Annotated in this window: 17 protein-coding genes; 4 read left to right on the top strand and 13 right to left on the bottom strand. The window is 70.0% G+C overall.

Features of this window, described 5'->3' with window-relative positions; all coding sequences use genetic code 11:
• Window positions 1–67: 67 nt before the first annotated feature.
• The 3 genes from AVTE2539_RS09370 to AVTE2539_RS09360 all read right to left on the bottom strand — a co-directional run bounded on the left by AVTE2539_RS09370 (window position 68) and on the right by AVTE2539_RS09360 (window position 2,780).
• Window positions 68–1,429, bottom strand: coding sequence for an esterase-like activity of phytase family protein (locus AVTE2539_RS09370; protein WP_284409990.1), 1,362 nt, complete (start codon window positions 1,427–1,429; stop codon window positions 68–70).
• Between the two features lie 97 nt (window positions 1,430–1,526).
• Window positions 1,527–1,766 (bottom strand): hypothetical protein, encoded by a 240-nt coding sequence (locus AVTE2539_RS09365; RefSeq protein ID WP_284409988.1) that lies wholly within the window; start codon window positions 1,764–1,766, stop codon window positions 1,527–1,529.
• Window positions 1,767–1,877: 111 nt separating this feature from the next.
• Window positions 1,878–2,780 carry a DMT family transporter gene (locus AVTE2539_RS09360; RefSeq protein WP_284409987.1) on the bottom strand — a complete coding sequence of 301 codons (903 nt, stop codon included), beginning with the start codon at window positions 2,778–2,780 and terminating at the stop codon, window positions 1,878–1,880.
• Window positions 2,781–2,845: 65 nt separating this feature from the next.
• Between AVTE2539_RS09360 and AVTE2539_RS09355 the strand changes: the two genes are divergently transcribed.
• The gene (locus AVTE2539_RS09355) at window positions 2,846–3,811 is read left to right on the top strand and encodes a LysR family transcriptional regulator (protein ID WP_284409985.1); all 966 of its coding nucleotides are present in this window, start codon (window positions 2,846–2,848) and stop codon (window positions 3,809–3,811) included.
• Between the two features lie 33 nt (window positions 3,812–3,844).
• On the opposite strand, the gene AVTE2539_RS09350 is transcribed toward AVTE2539_RS09355, so the two are convergent.
• The 8 genes from AVTE2539_RS09350 to AVTE2539_RS09315 form a co-directional block, all read right to left on the bottom strand.
• The gene (locus tag AVTE2539_RS09350; protein WP_284410692.1) at window positions 3,845–4,627 is read right to left on the bottom strand and encodes a siderophore-interacting protein; all 783 of its coding nucleotides are present in this window, start codon (window positions 4,625–4,627) and stop codon (window positions 3,845–3,847) included.
• 234 nt (window positions 4,628–4,861) lie between these two features.
• Window positions 4,862–5,386, bottom strand: coding sequence for a PadR family transcriptional regulator (locus tag AVTE2539_RS09345; protein WP_272566463.1), 525 nt, complete (start codon window positions 5,384–5,386; stop codon window positions 4,862–4,864).
• A gap of 88 nt (window positions 5,387–5,474) precedes the next feature.
• The gene (locus AVTE2539_RS09340) at window positions 5,475–7,145 is read right to left on the bottom strand and encodes an NAD(P)-binding protein (RefSeq protein ID WP_284409982.1); all 1,671 of its coding nucleotides are present in this window, start codon (window positions 7,143–7,145) and stop codon (window positions 5,475–5,477) included.
• A gap of 30 nt (window positions 7,146–7,175) precedes the next feature.
• Window positions 7,176–8,840: a polyamine aminopropyltransferase gene (locus tag AVTE2539_RS09335; protein ID WP_284409979.1), complete on the bottom strand. Its 1,665-nt coding sequence runs from the start codon at window positions 8,838–8,840 to the stop codon at window positions 7,176–7,178.
• 97 nt (window positions 8,841–8,937) lie between these two features.
• A complete protein-coding gene (locus AVTE2539_RS09330) occupies window positions 8,938–11,109 on the bottom strand; it encodes a TonB-dependent receptor (RefSeq protein ID WP_284409977.1) in 2,172 nt (723 codons plus the stop codon).
• A gap of 150 nt (window positions 11,110–11,259) precedes the next feature.
• The gene (locus tag AVTE2539_RS09325; RefSeq protein ID WP_272566455.1) at window positions 11,260–11,484 is read right to left on the bottom strand and encodes a DUF350 domain-containing protein; all 225 of its coding nucleotides are present in this window, start codon (window positions 11,482–11,484) and stop codon (window positions 11,260–11,262) included.
• A gap of 64 nt (window positions 11,485–11,548) precedes the next feature.
• Window positions 11,549–13,045 carry a DUF4178 domain-containing protein gene (locus AVTE2539_RS09320; protein ID WP_284409975.1) on the bottom strand — a complete coding sequence of 499 codons (1,497 nt, stop codon included), beginning with the start codon at window positions 13,043–13,045 and terminating at the stop codon, window positions 11,549–11,551.
• A gap of 73 nt (window positions 13,046–13,118) precedes the next feature.
• On the bottom strand, window positions 13,119–14,180 hold the full coding sequence (locus tag AVTE2539_RS09315; RefSeq protein ID WP_284410690.1) for an SPFH domain-containing protein: 1,062 nt from the start codon (window positions 14,178–14,180) through the stop codon (window positions 13,119–13,121).
• Window positions 14,181–14,355: 175 nt separating this feature from the next.
• Between AVTE2539_RS09315 and AVTE2539_RS09310 the strand changes: the two genes are divergently transcribed.
• The gene (locus AVTE2539_RS09310; RefSeq protein ID WP_272566451.1) at window positions 14,356–14,607 is read left to right on the top strand and encodes a DUF2061 domain-containing protein; all 252 of its coding nucleotides are present in this window, start codon (window positions 14,356–14,358) and stop codon (window positions 14,605–14,607) included.
• 198 nt (window positions 14,608–14,805) lie between these two features.
• On the opposite strand, the gene AVTE2539_RS09305 is transcribed toward AVTE2539_RS09310, so the two are convergent.
• A complete protein-coding gene (locus tag AVTE2539_RS09305) occupies window positions 14,806–15,111 on the bottom strand; it encodes a flagellar basal body rod protein FlgC (protein ID WP_272566450.1) in 306 nt (101 codons plus the stop codon).
• Window positions 15,112–15,603: 492 nt separating this feature from the next.
• On the opposite strand from AVTE2539_RS09305, the gene AVTE2539_RS09300 reads away from it, so the two are divergent.
• Window positions 15,604–16,842: a DUF5666 domain-containing protein gene (locus AVTE2539_RS09300; RefSeq protein ID WP_284409973.1), complete on the top strand. Its 1,239-nt coding sequence runs from the start codon at window positions 15,604–15,606 to the stop codon at window positions 16,840–16,842.
• Between the two features lie 129 nt (window positions 16,843–16,971).
• Here AVTE2539_RS09300 and AVTE2539_RS09295 read toward each other — a convergent pair whose 3' ends face one another.
• Window positions 16,972–17,664 (bottom strand): GntR family transcriptional regulator, encoded by a 693-nt coding sequence (locus AVTE2539_RS09295; RefSeq protein WP_284409971.1) that lies wholly within the window; start codon window positions 17,662–17,664, stop codon window positions 16,972–16,974.
• An 81-nt stretch (window positions 17,665–17,745) separates the two neighbouring features.
• Here AVTE2539_RS09295 and araD point away from each other — a divergent pair, with 81 nt between their 5' ends.
• Complete coding sequence (gene araD, locus AVTE2539_RS09290) at window positions 17,746–19,491, top strand: L-arabinonate dehydratase (protein WP_284409969.1); 1,746 nt, start codon at window positions 17,746–17,748, stop codon at window positions 19,489–19,491.
• Window positions 19,492–19,493 lie beyond the last annotated feature (2 nt).

The raw sequence follows: 19,493 nt of genomic DNA, 5'->3' as shown, positions 1-19,493 counted from the left end.
CGCAACCGGCGGCCCCGAGGGTGCGGCAATTTTGCCACCCGGGTCGGGGCCCGCCGCCTGCAGGGTTTCAGCGCGCGCGCAGCAGCTCGCCCACTTCCAGCAGCACCAGTTCGTTGTCGTCGGCCCGGTTGGGCTCGCGGCTGGAGCTGAACGGCAGGTTGTTGTCGTTGCCCACCACGATGTGCGTGGCGTCCACCACGTCCACGTTCTCGATGGTGAAGAACGGGAAGGTGAGCACGCCGTTGTTCAGAGGCTTCTTCGCCAGGCGCTGCGGGTCCTGGATGTTCAGCAAGTCGATGTAGCCCACCTTGCGCAGCTCGGCGCCCGCGTTGGCATCGGTCAGCTCCACCTTGTACACGCGCTTGAACTTCGCCATGTCGTGGAAGCAGTCGGTGCGCTTCTGGCCTTCGGGGCAGGCCTTGTCGGCCGTGCCCTCGCCGTTGTCGCGCTCGATGATCAGGCCGGTGTTCTCATCGATCATGTTGAAGTCGCCGATGGCGTGGTGGTTGGCCTCCAGCACGTACTTCCAGTGGCGGCCCGTCCACTTTTCCTGCTTCACGTCGAACTCCAGCACGCGCAGGTATTGTTTGCCGCCTTCCACCGCTTCGTAGGCCTTGGCCGATTCGTTCCACACCGGGCCTTCCAGCAGCGCGTAGAGCTTGCTGCCGTCCCTGGACGACGCCATGCCTTCGAAGCCCTTGGAGCGCTTGATCTCGAACGCCGGCGCCTTGGCATCGGGCGCGCCTGCGGCGGTGATGGCCGGGTGGTCGGGCGAGCGCACGACCTTGCCGTCCACCTGCGTCTCGAACACGGCCAGCAGGCGGCCGGACAGATCGGCCTTGATGAGGTAGGGGCCGAACTCCTCGCCGATCCACAGCGCGCCGCCGGCGAACTGGAAGCTCTCGGGATCGAAGTCCGAGCCGGTCAGGTAGCGTTCCTTCGTGCCCTCTTCGGCGATGCGGAACGGCACCTTCTTGTCCGGGTCGTGCAGGAACACCGTCTTCTGGCGCTTGAACTGGCCGCTTTGGAAGTCCACCGTGTAGTGGTTCAGGTAGAGCATGAAGTCCGGCGAGTTGGCCTTGGCCCCCGCGCCGTTGTCGGTCAGGATCCAGAACGACCCGTCGGCCATGCGCTTGATGCCCGAATGGCCCTGCGCGGGCTGGCCCTTGAACGGCAGCGACACGCCCGTGGGCCGGCCGGCGGAGGTGCCTCCCACGCTGCCCAGCTGGTCCACGCGCTGCGGCGTGGTGAACTTGCCGCTGGTCTGCAGATCGGCCGGGGCATCCTTGGGCGCGGGAATGAAGGTCTGCGCCGGCAGCACCGCATGGCCGGCGAGCGTGGCGGGAAAAGCCTGCTGGGCGTGGGCGGGTAGCAGGGCGGCGGCGCAGGCCAGCAGGGCGAAGGGGGCGAGGCGGAACGAGGGCAGCATGCGATGGCTTGTGGCGAACGAAAACCGCAACGATGCCGGCGCGCCGTTACAGGGCCATGACGGCGCAGGGCCGCGCCTGTGCGCGGCGCTTTCCAGGCTACTTCTGCAGCAGGGCCGCTTCCAGCCGCTGCATCTCTTCCTCCAGCGTGCCGCGGCTGCGAAAGTGGCGCTGGGCCTGGTCGTACCAGTATTCGGCGTCTTCCAGGTCGCCTTCCTGCAGATGCACGATGCCGTGCAGCCATGCGCCCAGCGGCGTCGCATCGTACTGCACCTGCTGGTGGGCCTCGTTCCAGCGCCCTGCGCGCAGGTGCGCCAGGATGTCGCGAAGGTCGGTCATCGGAAAGCTCCTTGTGGGGGTCGGCGCCGCCACGGCGGCTCGGGCGGGCGCGTTGTCTGCCGGAGTATCGCCGTGCAGTGTCGCGGTGCAATGGGAGCTTCGAGCCGGTGATCAGCCCGCGCGCTGGCGCGCGAGCGTCCACCACGCCGCCCCCACGATCAGCGCCCCGCCCAGCCATTGCACCGGGCCCAGACTCTCCCCCAGCCACAGCACGGCGAACAACGCGCCCCAGGCCGGTTCGGTGCCCATCAGCAGGCCCACGCGGCTGGGGGCGGTGTGTTTCAGCGCCCAGTTCTGCGCGATGAAGGCGAACACCGTGCAGCCCAGCACCAGGTACAGGCTCGCGGCCCAGAAGGCGCCCTCGGCCGGCAGGGCGGGCAGACCGCCCGGCAGCGACACGGCCACCAGCAGGCACCCCAGCCCCACCACGGCGGACTGCACGGCGGTGAGCAGCAGCATGGGCGCCTGGGCATGCCGCCGGGTGAGGCGGCTGGTGGCGCACACGGTCACGGCGCGCAGCGCGGCGGCGGCCAGCATCAGTCCGTCGCCCAGGCCCCATCGAATCTGCAGGCCGCCGCCCGCCAGCAGCGCCGCGCCCAGCAGCGAAACGGCCGCAAAGCCGAACACGGCGCCGGCCGGCCGCCGGCCCAGCATCCACCATTCGGCGAACGGGGTGAACACCACGCACAGGCTGATGAGGAACGCCGCCTGGCTGGCCTGCGTGTGCGCCACGCCATAGGTCTCGCACACGAAGATCGCCATCAGCAGCGCGCCCAACGGCAGGCCGGCGCGCAGGGCGCCGTGCCATTGCGCCCGCGTGGCCCGCAGGCACGCCGGGGCCAGCAGCGCCGCCGTGAGCAGGAAGCGCACGGCCAGGAACCCCAGCACCGGGTAGAACGCCAGCGCCCCCTTGGCCACGCCGTAGCTGGTGCCCCAGACCACGGCCACCAGCAGCAGGACGAGGTCGGCGCTGCGCAGCAGCGTGGCGGGGCGGGCGAGGGGCAGCGTGGTCATGCGGCGATCGTAGATTCATGCCATGCCATCGATAATGGCCCTTCAGAGAACAACATTGGTTCCCCATGCGCACAAATGAAGCCCTGGACTGCCTGCCCGACATGGCGGTGTTTGCCCGCGTGGCGGCGGCGGGCAGCTTTTCCGCGGCGGCGCGTGAACTGGGCCTGACTCCGTCGGCCGTCAGCCGCCAGGTGGCGCGCCTGGAAGGCGTGCTGCGCGTGCGGCTGCTGGAGCGCACCACCCGGCGCCTGCGCCTGACCGAGGCGGGCCACGCGGCGTTCGCGCGCTGCCAGGCGCTGGAGTCGTGCGCGCGCGAGGTGCTGGCGCTGGCCGGCCACCATGCCGACGTGCCCAGCGGCCTGGTGTGCATGAGCGCGCCCAAGGCCTACGGACGCCAGCGGCTGCACCCGCTGGTGCCGTCCTTCCTGGCCGCGCACCCGCAGGTGGACGTGCAGTTGGTCATCACCGACCGTACCGTGGACCTGTTCACCGAGCACATCGACGTGGCGGTGCGCATCACCGACGCGCCGCCCCCGGGGCTGGCGGGCCGGCCGCTCGAGCCGGTGGAACACGTAGTGTGCGCCAGCCCGGCCTACCTGGCGCAGCGCGGCCTGCCGGAGCACCCGCGCGACCTGGCGCTGCACGACTGCCTGCCCCTGGGCGAGGACGAGCGCGACCGGCACTGGCGCTTCGAGCGGCCGGGTGGTGGGGCCGGAGGGGCCGGAGGGGCCGGCGGTGGCGGCCCGGCGGAATCCGCCGTGGTGAAGGTGCGCGGCCGCTACGTGGCCAACCACAGCGAGGTGCGGTGCGAGGCCGCCCTGGGCGGCCTGGGCATCGCCTCGCTGCCGGGCTTCACGGCGCAGGCGGCCCTGGCGGCCGGCACGCTGGTGCGCGTGCTGCCCGGCTGGCGCCACACCACGGCGTATTCCGGCACGGCCTGGCTGCTGTACCCGCCCAACCGCTTTCTGCCGGCGCGGGTGCGGGCCTGGATCGACCATGTGGCGCAGGGGCTGGCCGCGCAGCCCGCATGAGGGGCCCGCGCGGCACCTGCCGATCCCTGCCGGTCAGTCCTCGTGCGTGTCGTGCGTGGCCGCGCTGCCCCGGCGCCAGTAGCCCGAGGCCTTGACCCACTTGGGGTAGGCGCCGCGCTCACCCACCAGGTGCGCGCGCAGGGCCTTGGCCACGGCCGATTCGCAGGCCACCCAGGCGTGGAAGTCGCCCGCGGGCAGGGTCTGCGCGCGCAGCGCCTGCAGCAGGGGCTCGGCGGTGCCGGCCTCGGTGCCCTGGCGGTGCACCCAGACGATGCGGGCATCGGCGGCGGTGGGCAGGGGCTGCTCGTCGGCCGGGCCGTCCACCTCGGCCAGCACCAGCACGGGCGCGCCGGCGGGCAGTTCGGTGAGGCGGCGGGCGATGGCGGGCAGGGCAGTGTCGTCGCCGATCAGCACGTAGCCGTCGAACGCGGTCGGAATGACCATGGAGCCGCGCGGGCCCCCCACGCCGACGGTGTGCCCGGGGGCGGCCTGCAGCGCCCATTGCGTGGCCGGGCCCGCGTCGTGCAGCGCGAAGTCGATGGTGAGGGTGCGCGCGGCGATGTCGTGGTGGCGCGGCGTGTAGTCGCGCATGGTGGGCCGGGGCGAGTCGGGCGCGAGGCCCCCGGTTTCTGCCGGCACGGGAAAGTCGATCCGGCCCGTGGCGGGGTCGGGCAGGATGAGCTTTACGTGGTCGTCGAAGCCCGCGCTGTCGAAGCCCTCCAGGTCGGGGCCGGTGAGGACGATGCGGACGCAGTGCGGCGTGACGCGCTCGGCACTTTGCACGGTTAGGATGCGCCGGCGCAGTTCATGGCGCATGCGCTGGGGCGCGCGGGCCGCCAGGAGCTCGGCGGAAGGCTGCTGCGCTGCAGCGGCGGCGGAGGGGACGGCTGGGGTGGTCGACGGGGACGGGTGGGTCATTTCAGGGCTTTCTGCCGGATCGATGCCGGCGTTGCGGAGGGAGGCCAGGGCGTCGTGGGGCGCACTCCGGGCAACGGGGGCCGGGGCGGTCGCTCTGGGGCGTCCTGCAGGCCGGCGGGGAACAGGTTGGTTCTAAAGGCGCTCGATCTGCCGCGCCGCGGCGTCCAGCGCATCGGCGATGGCATGGATCTGCGCCTCGGCCAGCGGCTCGCGCGCCAGGCGAAGGTGCAGTGCATGGCGCAGGTTGTGCACGGCGCGCTCGATGGGCGCCGGGCGCTCGCCGTGACCGCCGCCGCGCATCGGCAGGCCGCTGGCCATGCGGGCCAGCAGCGCATCCACCTCGGTGCGGTGTTCGGCCAGGTGGTCGCGCCCCGCATCGGTCAGCGTGTGCAGCTTGCGGCCGCCATCGGCGGTGACGGTGACATGGCCCATCTCTTCCAGCAGGGTGAGCGTGGGGTAGATCACGCCGGGGCTGGGGCTGTAGGCACCGTTCAGCCGGTCTTCGATGGCCTTGATGAGTTCGTAGCCGTGGCGCGGCTTGTCGGCGATGAGCTGCAGCAGCACGAGGCGCAGGCCACCGTGGCCGAACACGCGGCCGCCACCGCCACCGCGCCGCCCGCCGGCGCCGTGCAGCTGGGAAATGTCGAGGTCTTTCATTGTGTTTCCGATATATCTTTTTCAATAAGATATATCGAAATACGATGCGCAATCCAACGACTGCGCAATGCCCCCAGCCGCAAAAGGGTCAGGCGAACGCCGCCGCGTGCCCGCGCGTGAAAGCCTCTTCGAACACCGAATAGCCCGACCAGTCCGCATGCGCGAACGCCAGCCGCGCGGTGCCGGGCGTGGGCGGCACGGCCACGCGCTCTCCGTTCGATAGCTGGTAGCGCTTGCTGGACGGGCGCTGGGGGGCGATCCGGCCCAGGAACGCCTGGGTGCCAGGCACCGGGATCGACATGGCGTGGCCGTAGCGCGTGATCTCCATGCGCCGCGCATGCTTGGCCAGTTCGGGGTGCGGCGCGGCCAGACCGGCGAGGATGGCGTCGCGCCAGTGCGCCCAGGGTTGCTCCGCCAACTGCCGGCGGCCGTCGGCCACGTCGCCCAGCGCCTGGTAGTAGGTGAGCACGGTGGCGGCCGGGCGCGGGTCCAGCCGCTGGTGGCCGGCGTTCACGTAGCCCAGGCCGCCGGGCGTGGGGTCGGCGTAGAGCACGTTGTCCCAGGCGGGGGCTGCGCCTTCGCGGTCGGCCAGCGGGGCGTCGATGTGGATGTTGGCCACCAGCCAGGGCGCCCACGACAGGCGCTGCGCCGCCTGCTGCAGGAAGCCGGGCGGGTTGCGCACCACGCGCGCCGCGATGAAGACCGGCAGCGCCACGATGCAGCGGCGCGCCTGCCAGCGCTCCACGCTTTCGCTCGCGTGGTGGAACACGTCCACCTCCACGCCCTGGCGGGTTTCCTCGATGCGCAGCACCGAGCTGCCGGTGCGCAGCTGCCCGCCGGCCTGCAGCTGCGCGGCCAGGCGCTGGGTGAGCCAGCCGTTGCCCTCGGGCCAGGTGAGCACGCCCTCGCGGTCTTCGGTGGCCGCATCGCCGGGCGCATGGAAGCCGTGGCGGCTGGCGAAGTAGTGGATGCCCGCCCAGGCCGACACGCGCGCCGTGCCGGCGCCGTAGTCGTCGCGGCAGCAGTAGTCCAGGTACCAGCGCAGGTGCGTGTCGTCGAAATCCTCCTGCTCCAGCCATGCTATGAAAGTAATAGCGTCAAGCCCTAGATGAATCTGCGCCAGGGGCTGATTGGGCTTCCATCCTTTGACCACCGGCATGGTGAAGGGCGCCGCGCGGCCCAGTTCGGCCACGCGGGTGGAAAAGCGCCGGTACTGCGCCAGCGTTTCGGCGCCCACTCCCTGCACGGGCAGCAGCCCGTCCTGCCATTGGCCCTGGAAGAACAGTCGCTCCTGCGGGCTGTGGCACAGGTGGCGTTCGTCGTAGCGCCAGCGCCCGGCCACGCGCTGGCGCAGGCCCAGCTCTTCCAGCAGGTCCTGCACCTCGCGCGCGCTGTCGCCCGGCACGGGCAGGTAGTGCGCGCCCAGCGGGCAGGCCATCCCGGCCACGCTGCCGGCGCGGCTGTTGCCGCCGGCGGTGTCCTCCAGCTCCAGCACCACGAAGTCGTCGGTGCCGGCCAGCCGCAGCGAGCGCGCGGCCGCCAGGCCGGCCACGCCTCCGCCCGCGATCACCACCTGGGTGCGCCGGACGATGTCGGGCTCGATCGGCCCGCCCTTCTGGAGCCGGTCGCGCAGCGCATGGCCGCGCGCCATGTCGATGCCGGCAAAGCCGCCCTCCAGTTCGGGCGGGGCGCCGCACCCGGCGAGGGCGGCGGCAGCGGCCGAGGTGGCCGAGGCGGCGAGGAATTGGCGGCGTTGCATGTGGGCGGTGCGGCCGGGCGGCCAGCGAGGTCAGTGGGCCGCCACCTTACCCCACTCCTGCTCGTAGGTGTGCACCAGCACCTGGTTGGACAGGCGGTTGACCTCGGCCGGCACGCGCGCCATGTCGCGCGGAAAGTCGAACAGCAGCGCCAGCGTGGGAACCGACAGGAATCGCAGCCCCTCGGGCAGCGCCTGCGGCAGGTGCCAGGGCCGGCGGCTGGCGATCACGAAGCCCCATTCGCCGAAGCTGGGCACATGGGCGTGGTAGGGGGCGGTGCGCAGGCCCAGCGACTCGATGGTCTGCACCACCGTCCAGAAGCTCTGGCGCGCCACCAGCGGCGACGTGGTCTGCACCACGGCATAGCCGCTCGCGGACAGGCGCTGCGCCAGCAAGGCGTAGAAGCTGTTGGTGTAGAGCTTGCCGATGGCGAAGTTGGTCGGGTCGGGGAAATCCACCACGATCACGTCGAAAAATTCTTGCGCCCCCACGCTCCCCGCTGCGCGTGGTTCGCTGCCCCCCGAGGGGGCCCCCGCGCCTTGGGGCGGCCCGGCGGCGCTGGAGTCTTGCGCCCCCACGCTCCCCTGCTGCAGCCACTGGAACGCGTCGGTGTTCACGACATGCACCTTGGGGTTGGACAGCGCTCCACCGTTCAGCCGCGCGAGCGTGGGGTCGTCGGTGAACAGGCGCGTCATCGCCGGGTCCAGCTCGACCAGCGTGACCGACTCGACCGAGGGGTACTTGAGGATCTCGCGCACCGCCATGCCGTCGCCGCCGCCCAGCACCGCCACGCGCCGCGGCCCGGCGCCGCCCGAGGCGAACGCCGCCATCGCCGGGTGCACCAGGGCCTCGTGGTAGCGGTACTCGTCGCGCTCGGCGAACTGCAGGTTGCCGTTGAGGTACAGCCGGTGCCCCGCCTTGCCCTCGGTGACCACGATGCGCTGGTAGGGCGTGGCGCGGCTCACCACGATGCGGTCCTGGTAGAACTTGTCCTCGGCAAAGCGCGTGATGTGCTCCGCCCCCACCAGCCCCGCCAGCAGCACGCCGAACACGGCCACGCAGGCCAGCACGTGCGCGCGCAGGCGCCGCAGCTCGTGGCGAAACAGCCAGACCGCCCACAGCGCCACCGCCGCGTTCATCAGGCCGAACAGCAGCCCCGTGCGGATCAGCCCCAGGTGCGGCACCAGCAGCAGCGGGAACGCGAGCGACACCGCCAGCGCCCCGAGGTAGTCGAACGTGAGCACCTGCGAGACCAGGTCCTTCAGCACCGCGTTGCGCTTGAGGATGCGCATCACCAGCGGGATCTCCAGCCCCACCAGCGTGCCCACCAGCAGCACCATGCCGTACAGCAGCACGCGGAACGCGCCCGGCGCATAGGCGTTGGCCAGGAACAGCGTGGCCGGCAGCGCGCCGCCCACCAGGGCCACCAGCAGTTCGATGCGCAGGAAGTGCGCGGGCAATTGCCGCTCGAAGTAGCGCGACAGCCACGATCCCACGCCCATGGCGAAGAGGTAGGTGCCGATGATGGTGGAGAACTGCAGCACCGAATCGCCCAGTACGTACGAGGCGAGCGCGCCTGCGGCCAGCTCGTAGAGCAGGCCACAGGCGGCGACGACGAAGACGCTGGCGAGCAGCGCGATGTCGATGGGGCGGGGCGCGGGCGCGGCGGAAGGGGTGGGGTGGGCAGCGGCGGTCAAGCCGCTATTTTGCGGGATGGGCCCCGGCGGCGGCCGCCGCAGGCCCGCCGGGCGAAGGCGCCTTCTTCGCCCGCCCGGCATCGCCCGGGCCCCCGGGTCAGAACTGGTAGGTGGCGCTCACCAGCACGCCGCGCGGCGCACCGGGCATGTCGACGGAGCGCCAGTATTCCTTGTCCAGCAGGTTGGTGACCGCGACGGTCACGGTCCAGGGCGCGGCGCGCCAGCCCACCATGGCATCCCAGCGGGTGTAGGCCGGCAGGCGCGAGGTGTTGGCCGCGTTGAGCCAGCGGGCGCTGGTGTGCGTCACGCCGATCTCGCCGTACCACGGGCTCTGCGGCGCATAGCGCAGGAAGACGTTGCCATTGCGCTGGGCCGTGTCCTGCAGGTACTTGCCGACGTTCGCGGGCGCGCTGCGGTCCTCGGTGACCTTGGCGCTCATGAGGCCCACGCCGCCGCGCACGTACCACGAGGGCGCCACGCGGCCGGCCGCGCTGAACTCGATGCCGCGCGAGCGCTCTTTGCCGCGCACGGCCCAGGTGAACGGGTCGTTGACCGCATCTGGGCGGTACCGGATGTTGTAGTGCTCCAGCTGGTAGACCGACACCTGCGTGGACAGCTTTCCGTCCAGCCAGTCGCTCTTGGCGCCGATTTCGAACTGGCGCGAATGCTGGGGCTCGTCGTCGTACACGGCGCTGGCCGAGGTGTCCACGGTGATCATGCCGCGCCCGCCGTAGGGAGAGTAGCTCTTGTTCCACGAGGCATAGATGCTGTGCTCGCGCACCGGCTGCCAGACCACACCCAGGCGGGGGCTGACCGAGTCGCCGTCGTAGCCGCGCCCGGCGGACGTGAGCAGGTTGGTGCTGTGGAAGTCGAACCGGTCGTAGCGCAGCCCGGCCAGCAGCTTCCACTGCGTGCCCAGGCTCACGAGGTCCTGCAGGTAGAGCGCGCGGCTCTGCGCCTCGTGCAGGTTGTACTGGGTGGGCGCGCCCTGGGCAGGCTTGGGAGCCCAGGGAATGGGGCGCAGCGGATCGTAGGTGAAGCTGGCCGCGCCGCTGGACAGGCGCGGCTGGCGTTCTTCCTCGCTGGCTTCCATGCCCACGAGCAGGTCGTGCTGCAGGCCGGCCAGCGTGAATTTGCCGGTGAGGTCCACGGTGTTGGAAAGCGTCTCGTTGCGCGTCTGCTGCCAGGCGTAGTTGGGCCGCACGCGGCCGGCGTAGTCGCAGCTGGCGCCCGTGGAGGTGCGGCCCCGGGCGTTGCAGTAGGTGCCGGCGAAGTAGTGGTCGAAGTCCTGGCTGGCCTCGCGCTTGCTCGCCACCCAGCGCACGCTCCAGGCCGGGTTGAAGTCGTAGCTCAGGTCCGAGCGCAGCACGCGCAGCCGGTCTTCCACCATGTCGTCGGGGTGGGCGAAACCGGTGCGGATCGACACGCCGGCGGGCAGCTGGTCGTAGGCCGGGCCACGGTCGGGCACGCGCCACACCGTGTCGTACGTGTATTGCCCCGTCCAGCGCAGGCCGGTGCGCGTGTCCACGAGGATGCTGGGCGAGACCATTTCATTGCGGTTGCGGATGCCGCTGCGAAAACTGTTTGCCTGCTCGCGGTCGGCCGTCAGCCGCACGGCCACGTTCTCGTTCAGCACGCGGTTGATGTCCAGCGTGCCGCCTACGTTGTCCCACGAGCCGCCGCGCAGGTTGATGCTGCTCTTGGCATCGAAGCGGGCCTGCTTGCTCACCATGTTGATGATGCCGCCGCCGCTGCTGCGGCCGTACAGCACCGACGCCGGGCCCTTGAGGATCTCGATGCGCTCCACGTTGGCGGTGCTGCGGCGCACCTGGCCGCTTTCGCGCACGCCGTCGCGGTAGATGTCGCCCGAGTCGGCGTTGAAGCCGCGGATCATCACGCCTTCGCCCCGCATGTCGTACTTGGTGTTCACGCCGGGCACGCCGTCCAGCATGACGGCCAGGTCGTTGATGCCGTAGCTCTTGTACTTGTTGACCTCCAGCGTGTCGATGGTCTGCGGGATGTCCTTGGGCGCCATGTAGGTCTTGGTGGCAGTGGTCACGCCTTCGGGGCGCACGTCGTCGGCGTCGTACTCCGACGTGACGTGCACGGTGGGCAGGGCCGCCTGGGACGCGGCTTCGGCCTGCGGCTGGGACAGGGCGGTGGCCGGCAGGCCCGCCATGCCGGCGAGCAGCGCCGCCGCGATGGCCGTGGCCCGGGGATGGAAGAAGGCCAGGGCGGCGGCCGCTGGTGCATGGTCCGGATGTGTCATTCGCTCTCTCTGGAAAAGAAAACGGCCGCCCGGCAGGGGCAGCCGTTTGTATCGGAAAGAGCAAAATTGTAACGTTACTGATAACGATTCGTATTTGTAATCTGACCGAAAAAAGGGCATTCGGGCGGCCATCCGCCCCTGCCCCGCGCCTCACCCCCCGTGCATCGCCGCCGCCACGATGATGCTGATCCCCAGGCACATGGCCGCCACCACCATGGCGAGGGCCTTGTTCTGCTTTTCGACGATCTCGGCCCACAGGTCGTAGGGCGTGAGCTTGTCGATGATGATGAAGCTCACCCAGAACACCAGCACGCCGATGAGCGCGAACAGGATGGAGCCGAAAAACGCGGCGGGCCGCAGCCATTCAAGAGCCATGATGATGACCTCCGTCAGATGAAAAGGGGTTGCAACAAGGGAGCGCAGGGGCGTCGCCGTTTCGTCATTTGTGCCCGCCCCCGCTGGAATACCCGCCGAAGGAGCCGCCCGAGCTGCGGTAGCCGCCGCCCGACGATCCCGAGCAGTTGCTCATGAGCAGCAGCAGGATGATGAGCACGATCGCAATGACGATGATGGTCCCGCAGCCCAGGCTGGTGGCGCTGGCCAGGGGCGCGGCGTCCTCGCGCTTGAACATGTCCTGCTGGCCGCCGAGCTTGAAGGCCTGCGCCACCACCGCACTGTCGATCTTGCTGCCGCTGGACCAGGTGATCTCGCGCGGGGTCTGCTCCATCGACAGCAGGCCGCGGCCGGTGCTGCTGGCGAAGTCGCGGTTGGCGCTTTTCTGGCCGCGCTCCACGGGCCAGTAGAACTCGCCGGCCACGTAGGTGGTCTCGGCGTCGTACTGGCTGGACAGGCGGTAGGTGGTGCCCAGGTAGGTCGCGCTCTGGCCGCCGCCGGTCAGCTGCGGCGCGCCCGTGGTGGGCCGCACCAGGCTCCAGCCGTCGGTCGCGTCCACCAGGAAGGCGAAGCCACGCTTTTGGTTGTAGAGCAGGTATTCGTCCCAGCCGAAATGCTCGTCGTCGCCCGGCTCCACGCCCATGCGGTGTTGAAAGCCCACGACCTGCCAGTGCACGCCCTCCAGCTGCCCGGTCTGGCCCAGCGGGATGAGCGGGTTCAACGGCTCGTCCTGCACGGCGTGGCGCAGTTCGGCCCCCAGGCCGCTGGACAGGTCGATGAGGCTGTGGCACGACGGACAGGTCAGGCTCTTGGTGCTGCCCAGCTTCACGGGCACCGGCGCGCCGCAGTTGGGGCAGTTGAACTGCCGGCCTGTCTCGTCCTTGGCGGACGCGTCTTTCAGGCCCTGCAGCTTCAAATCGTCGAGCTGCACGGCCCGGCCGCGGTCCACCTTCGGGGGCGTGCTGCCGTAGTCGATCGACAGCACCTCGCCGTCGGCGCTGCGCAGCTCCACCATGCTGAACGGGTGGCCCAGCGGCGGCAGTTTGGGCAGCTCGCCCTGGGCGGAGATGAGCTGCGCCTGCACGTTGGCGGCCACGCTGTAGGGCTTGCCGGCCACCGCCGTGGTCATGCCGACGCGGAACTGCTCGGCCGCGGGCAACTCACGCCCCGCCGCGGCCGGGCGCGTGAACACGTAGGCGCCGTTGTCCTCGCCCAGCGTGGCGGTGCTGCCGTCCTCCAGGAAGGCGTTCCATTCGGTCCAGGTGCCGGCGTCGCCCTTGTATTGCAGGCGCCCGATCAGCGTGAAGGGCAGGTCCTTCCCGTCCAGCACGATGCGGCCGCTGGCCATGAGCTGCAGGGGGCTGTGGTCGTCGAAGACCTCGGCCATCTTGCCCACGCGCGTGAGCACCTCGCCGCTGCGCACCACCGTGCTCTGGCAGTAGGGGCAGACGGCGTGGGTGGACTGCGCGCTCTTGAATTCGACCGGCGCGCCGCAGCCGGGGCAGGGCGCGCGGTAGGTACGCTGGGTGCCGCTCTCGGCCATGTTTTTTTGGAGTGTTTTTGGCCTCCTGCCCTAGTATCGATTGGGCAGGACGCTATTCAATCAATAGCGAAATCTAGACCAGCTTCTTGAGCAGTTCGGCCTTCTTGGCGTCGAACTCCTCCTGCGTGAGGATGCCCTTGGCCTTGAGCTCGCCCAGCTTCTCCAGCGTGGCCATCACGTCTTCGGGCTTGACGCCCGCCGCAGGCGCGGCCGCCACCGCGGCGGCGGCCTGCTGGGCTGCGCCGGGGTTCTGGCCCTGCAGGCCCTGCTGCAGGTTCTGAGCCAGCACCTGGCCCAGCGCCACGCCGGCGCCCAGGCCCATGGCGTCGCCGGCAATGCCGCCGCCGCCGTTGCCCGAGCCTTCGGCGAACTTCGGGATCGCCTGCGCCGTCTGGTACTGCATGAACTTGCCCATGTCGTTGCCGACCATGCCCATGCCGATCTTCTGGTCCAGGATCTTCTGCAGCTCTTCGGGCAGCGAGACGTTCTGCACCGTCATGCCCTCCAGCAGCAGGCCGATCTTGGCGAACGCGGGCTGCAGCTCCTTGGCCAGGGCCTCGGCGAACATCACCTGGTTGGCCGCCAGGTCGAGGAACGGCAGGCCGCTGCCCGCGATGGCGTTGCTGATGTTCTGCAGCACCAGGCCGCGCAGCTGGCCGTCGATCTCGGAGACGGTGTACTCGGCGCGCGTGCCCGAGATCTCGGTGTGGAACAGCTTGGGGTCGGCCACGCGGAAGGCGTAGTTGCCGAAGGCGCGCAGGCGCACGGCGCCGAAGTCCTTGTCGCGGATGGTGATGGGCTGGGGCGTGCCCCACTTCTGGTCCACCTGCTGGCGTGTGCTGAAGAAGTACACGTCGCTCTTGAACGGGGATTCGAAGAGCTTGTCCCAGTTCTTCAGGTAGGTGAGCACCGGCAGCGTCTGCGTGGTGAGCTTGTAGGTGCCGGGGCCGAACACGTCGGCCACCTGGCCTTCGTTGACGAAGACCGCCATCTGCGACTCGCGCACCACGAGCGTGCCGCCGTTCTGGATTTCCATGTCCCGCATCGGGAAGCGCCAGGCCAGCGTGCCGTCGCTGTCCTCGGTCCACTGGATGATGTCGATGAACTGTTTCTTGATGAAGTCCATGAGGGCCATGCGGTGCTCCCGTTCGAGGTGTGCGGAGGGGTTGGAAAGTGCGGCCATCATAGCGGCGCCCCGGGGCTTGGCTATCGCGGCGTTGGACACGATCAATTGGCGCTCGCCAATGCGAATCACTAGCATTCTTGCAGTCGTCTGTTCCCCATCCGAGATCGCCCTACAGGAGTCCGCCATGTCCCGCATCCGCCAAGCCACGCTCCGCAACCTGCCCACCCTCATGAAGACGGGCAGCTACTACCTCATCCACATCTGCGTGGCGGCCCTGGTGGCCTACGCGGTCACCGGCAACCTGATCGCCTCGATCACGCTGAGCCTGCTGGAGCCCACGGTGCAGGCGGTGGCGTTCTTCTTCCACGAAAAGGCCTGGGAGCGGGCGGCCCGACGCCGCGCGGCAGCGGCCGGCGATGCGCCGCTGGCGGCTTGAGGCACGGCCATGAACACCGCACCGAATCCACGCCCCCGGCAGGCGGCCGGGCCGTTTCAGCACTGGCTGATCGAGCGGCTGGCTGGCCTGGCCGGCGCGCTGTGATGGTCTGAGAGAAGAGGGAAAACGAAAGAGGGCCGCCAGGCTGCCGTCGGCCCAGGCTGGCCCAGCGGACGGGTAAGAGGCGTCTTCGGCGGGTCAGGCCCGGGTGTCGAGCAGCGAGCCCATCATGCGGTCTTCGGTGCGCAAAACCTGCAGATTGGCCTTGAACGCATAGGTGGCCGAGATCTGATCGACCGCATCGGCCTCGAGCGAGGCGCCTTCCTGCGCCGCACGGCCCACATTGGTGGTGGCCACGCCGCCTTGGGAGGCCACGGCCTCCTGGTCCACCGTCTGGCGCTTGAACCCGGGGGTGTTCATGTTGGCGACGTTGTTGGCGGAGACATCCATGCGCACCTGGGCAGCGCGCAGGCCGGAGGCGGCGATCGAGGAAACAGAGGCCATGAGAGTGCTCCGGTGGAGGGCGAGAAAGTGCCTGGATTATCCGCCGCAGGTGCAGGAATGACCAGCCCGGCCGTGCAAACGGCTTGGAACGAGCGCAGGCCCCTGCGCTGGCCTCGGCATAGCCGAGACGTTGGTTTTTTCACCACGGCACGCAGTGCCCGGCGTGAAGCGAAACGCTAAACCGTACATGAGTGTTTCAAAATGAAATGGCGCTGGCCGCACGGCCGGCCCGGTGTTCGGCTGCGTGCCGCAGCGCATGCCGGGCGCGGTATCGAGAGGTATCGAGACAGGCGCCCCGCCAAAGCCGGTCGGCGACGTGGCCAAATCCCTTCTAAAACTGAACAAGTAAGTACACATATTGAAATCATTGGCGCGACCGGTGATTACAAGATGCCAGGCGCTGGCGTGGCGCGCGGCATCGGTTCTGGCCGCGCACCCGCCAGCGCCGCCCGGCCTCGCCGTTTCAACATCCCATCGCCTTCGGAGGTTTCCATGCAGTCCACCTTGCTCCCCGCCGTCCACCCGTCATCCCCTGCGCGCCGCCGCCTGCTGGCCGGTGGCGCGGCTTCCGCCACCCTGGTGCTGTTCGGCTGCGGTGGAGGGGGCGGCGGCGGTGGCGATGTCTCCGGCGTCGGCAGCGCGGCCGATGCGTCGTTCTCCAGCGGCCCCATCAGCGGCTTCGGCTCCATCATCGTCAACAACCTGCGCTACGACGACACCGCCGCGCGCATCCTGGACGATGCCGGCCAGGCCGTCACCACCGCCGCCCTGCGGCTGGGCATGGTGGTGGAGGTGAACGGCTCGGGCATCGCGGTGGACGCCAGCGGGCTGCGCCGCTCCGTGGCCTCGACCATCAGCCTGCGCAGCGAGATCGAGGGGCCCATCACCGCCATCGACACCGCCGCCCGCACCTTCGCCGTGCTGGGCCAGACCGTGCAGTGGGCCGATGCCACGCTCTACAGCGACAACCTGCCCAATGGCGCGGCCAGCCTGGCGGTGGGCCAGGTGGTGCAGGTGTTCGGCCTTCGCAACCCCGACGGGCTGTACAGCGCCACGCTGGTGGTGCGCGACGAGCCCGTGCCCACTCGCTACAAGCTGCGCGGCGTGGTCTCCGCGCTGGACGGCACGGCGCAGACCTTCCGCATCGGCGGCGCGGTGATCGCCTACGGCGCCGTCGCGTCGCAGGCCCCCGGCATCGCCAACGGGCAGTACGCCCGCGTGGAGCTGCAGACGGCGCCCGACGCGTCCGGCCGCTGGGTGGCCTCGGCCCTGCGCACCACCGCCAGCAGCGTGACGCTGCCCAGCGGCAACAACGTGGCGGTCGAACTCAAGGGCTACATCACCGCGTTCACCAGCAACACGGCCTTCAGCGTGAACGGCGTGCCGGTGAACGCCAGCGGCGTGGCCAACCCGCCTGCGGGCCTGGCGCTGGGCCGGCGCGTGGACGTGAAGGGCGTGTTCGTGAGCGGCCAGTTCAATGCGAGCGAGATCGCGCTGGAAGAGGCCGGCAGCCTGGCCAGCCGCAGCTTCGACGTGAAGGGATCGATCCAGCGCGTGATCCCGGCGGCCTCGGTGATCGTGGTGCGCGGCGTGCCGGTCCACTACGCCAGCGCCCGCTTCGAGGGCGGCACCGCGTCCGACCTGGCCGAGAACCGCTCCGTGGAGATCCAGGCGCAGGTGGCCGCCGGCACCTTCGGCCTGGTGGCGCAGACCATCCGGTTCATCGCTTGATCTCGATTGCTATTAATTAAATAGCAGCATGCCCTAGTAAATATTGCGCTGGAGGCCGATGGGGCTGACCATGGGCCAGCACGGGCGCCGGTGCCTTTCGCCCGGAGCCGCCCGGGTCCGCTCCGCCCTTCAGTCGGCGTTCACGTACTCCGGATGGCGGGCGCAGATCTCGTCCACCTGGCTGAGCGTGCCCGACAGGTGCGTGCGCAGCGCCTCCTGGGCGCCAGGCGCGTCCCCCTGCGCGATGGCCTCGGCGATGCGGCGGTGGTCGGCCAGTACCGACGCGGCCTTGCCCGCGCTGGGCAGGTGCAGGTGGCGCAGACGGTCCACATGGCCGGAGTGGCTGCGCACCAGCTCCCACAGGCGCGGCACCTCGGCAGCTTCGTACATCAGGCGGTGGAACGCCAGATCGGCCTGCGAGAACGCCTCGGGCTCCAGAGGCTCGGCCGCGGCCTGCATCACGCCGATCTGGGCCTGCAGGCGCCGGGCGACGGCCTCGCCGCCCTGCAGCGCCAGCGTGCGCACCACCTCCAGCTCGATGGACCGGCGCAGGTAGTGGGCCTGCCGTGCGGCGGCCACGTCGATGCGGCTCACCACCGTGGCGTGCTGCGGAAAGATGTCCACCAGCCCCTCTTCGCCCAGCCGCATCAGCGCATCGCGCACGGGCGTCTGGCTGATGCCGAAGCGCTCGGCCAGTTCGGCACGGGCCAGCACGGTGCCGGGTGTGAGGTCCAGCGACACGATGGCCGCGCGCAGCTTTTCGAAGATCTGCGGCGCCGCGTGGCGCGACCGGTCGAGGTGGACTTTGTCTCTCACGTTCATAGGCGGCGGATTGTCGCACCGCACGATTTTGATGTACTAATATATTAGTGCTTTAATGCACCGAAACCTGTGATGGAGCCTATGACGACGACCCGCCGTACCCCCGAGTCCCTGCGCAGCGCACGCTGGTTCGCCCCCGACGACCTGCGCTCCTTCGGCCACCGCTCCCGCATCATGCAAATGGGCTACGCGCCCGAAGACTGGGTGGGCAAGCCCATCATCGCCATCGTCAACACGTGGTCGGACATCAACCCCTGCCACGGCCACTTCAAGCAGCGGGTGGAAGACGTCAAGCGCGGCGTGCTGCAGGCGGGCGGCTTTCCCATCGAGCTGCCGGCCATCTCGCTGGCCGAGGCCTTCGTCAAGCCCACCACCATGCTCTACCGCAACCTGCTGGCCATGGAGACCGAAGAGTTGCTGCGCAGCCACCCGGTCGATGGCGCGGTGCTGATGGGCGGCTGCGACAAGACCGGCCCCGGCCTGCTGATGGGCGCCATCAGCATGGGCCTGCCCTGCGTCTTCGTGCCCGCCGGCCCCATGCTGCGCGGCAACTACAACGGGCAGGTGCTGGGCTCGGGATCGGACGCGTGGAAGCTCTGGGACGAGCGCCGCGCCGGCCAGATCACGCAGACACAGTGGCTCGGGGTGGAAGGCGGCATCGCCCGCAGCCACGGCACCTGCATGACCATGGGCACGGCCAGCACCATGACGGCGATCGCCGAGGCCATCGGCATGACGCTGCCGGGCGCCTCGTCCATCCCCGCGCCGGACGCCAACCACGTGCGCATGAGCGCCGAGAGCGGCCGCCGCATCGTCGAGATGGTCTGGCAGGACGAGACCCCGGCGAAGCTGCTGAGCCGCGAATCGTTCCTGAACGGCATCAACGTGGCCATGGCCGTGGGCTGCTCCACCAACGCCATCGTCCACCTGGTGGCCATGTCGCGCCGCGCGGGCGCGCACTGCGCCGTCACGCTGGATGATTTCGACGCCGCCAGCCGCCACGTGCCCGTGATCGCCAACGTGCGGCCCAGCGGCGACACCTACCTGATGGAGGACTTCTACTACGCCGGCGGCCTGCCCGGCCTCATGTCGAGCATGCCGCAGCACCTGCACCTCGGTGCGCGCACCGTCACCGGCCGCACGCTGGGCGAGAACATCGAAGGCGCCGCCGTGTTCAACGACGACGTGATCCGGCCGCTGTCCAACCCCATCTACGCCGAGGGCGCGCTCGCCGTGCTGCGCGGCAACCTCGCGCCCGACGGCGCCGTCATCAAGCCCAGCGCCTGCGCGCCGCACCTGCAGCAGCACACCGGTCCGGCGCTGGTGTTCGACGACTACCCCAGCATGAAGGCCGCGGTGGAAGACCCCGACCTCGACGTGACGGCCGACCACATCCTGGTGCTGCGCAACGCCGGCCCGCAGGGCGGCCCCGGCATGCCCGAGTGGGGCATGTTGCCTATCCCCGCGAAGCTGGTGAAGCAGGGCGTGCGCGACATGCTGCGCCTGTCCGATGCGCGCATGAGCGGCACCAGCTACGGCGCCTGCATCCTGCACGCCGCGCCCGAGGCCTACATCGGCGGCCCGCTGGCGCTCGTGAAAACCGGCGACCTCATCACCGTGGACGTGCCCGCGCGCCGCATCCACATGGAAGTGAGCGACGAAGAACTCGCCCGCCGCCGCGCCGCCTGGACGCCGCCGCCCGCGCGCTACCAGCGCGGCTACGGGTGGATGTTCAGCCGCCACATCCTGCAGGCCGACCAGGGCTGCGACTTCGATTTCCTCGAAACCGGCTTCGGCGCTCCCGTGCCCGAGCCCGACATCTTCTGACC

The organism is Acidovorax sp. SUPP2539, from assembly GCF_030158975.1.
GTDB lineage: Bacteria > Pseudomonadota > Gammaproteobacteria > Burkholderiales > Burkholderiaceae_C > Paracidovorax.
This window is presented reverse-complemented; position numbering and strand designations above follow the sequence as displayed.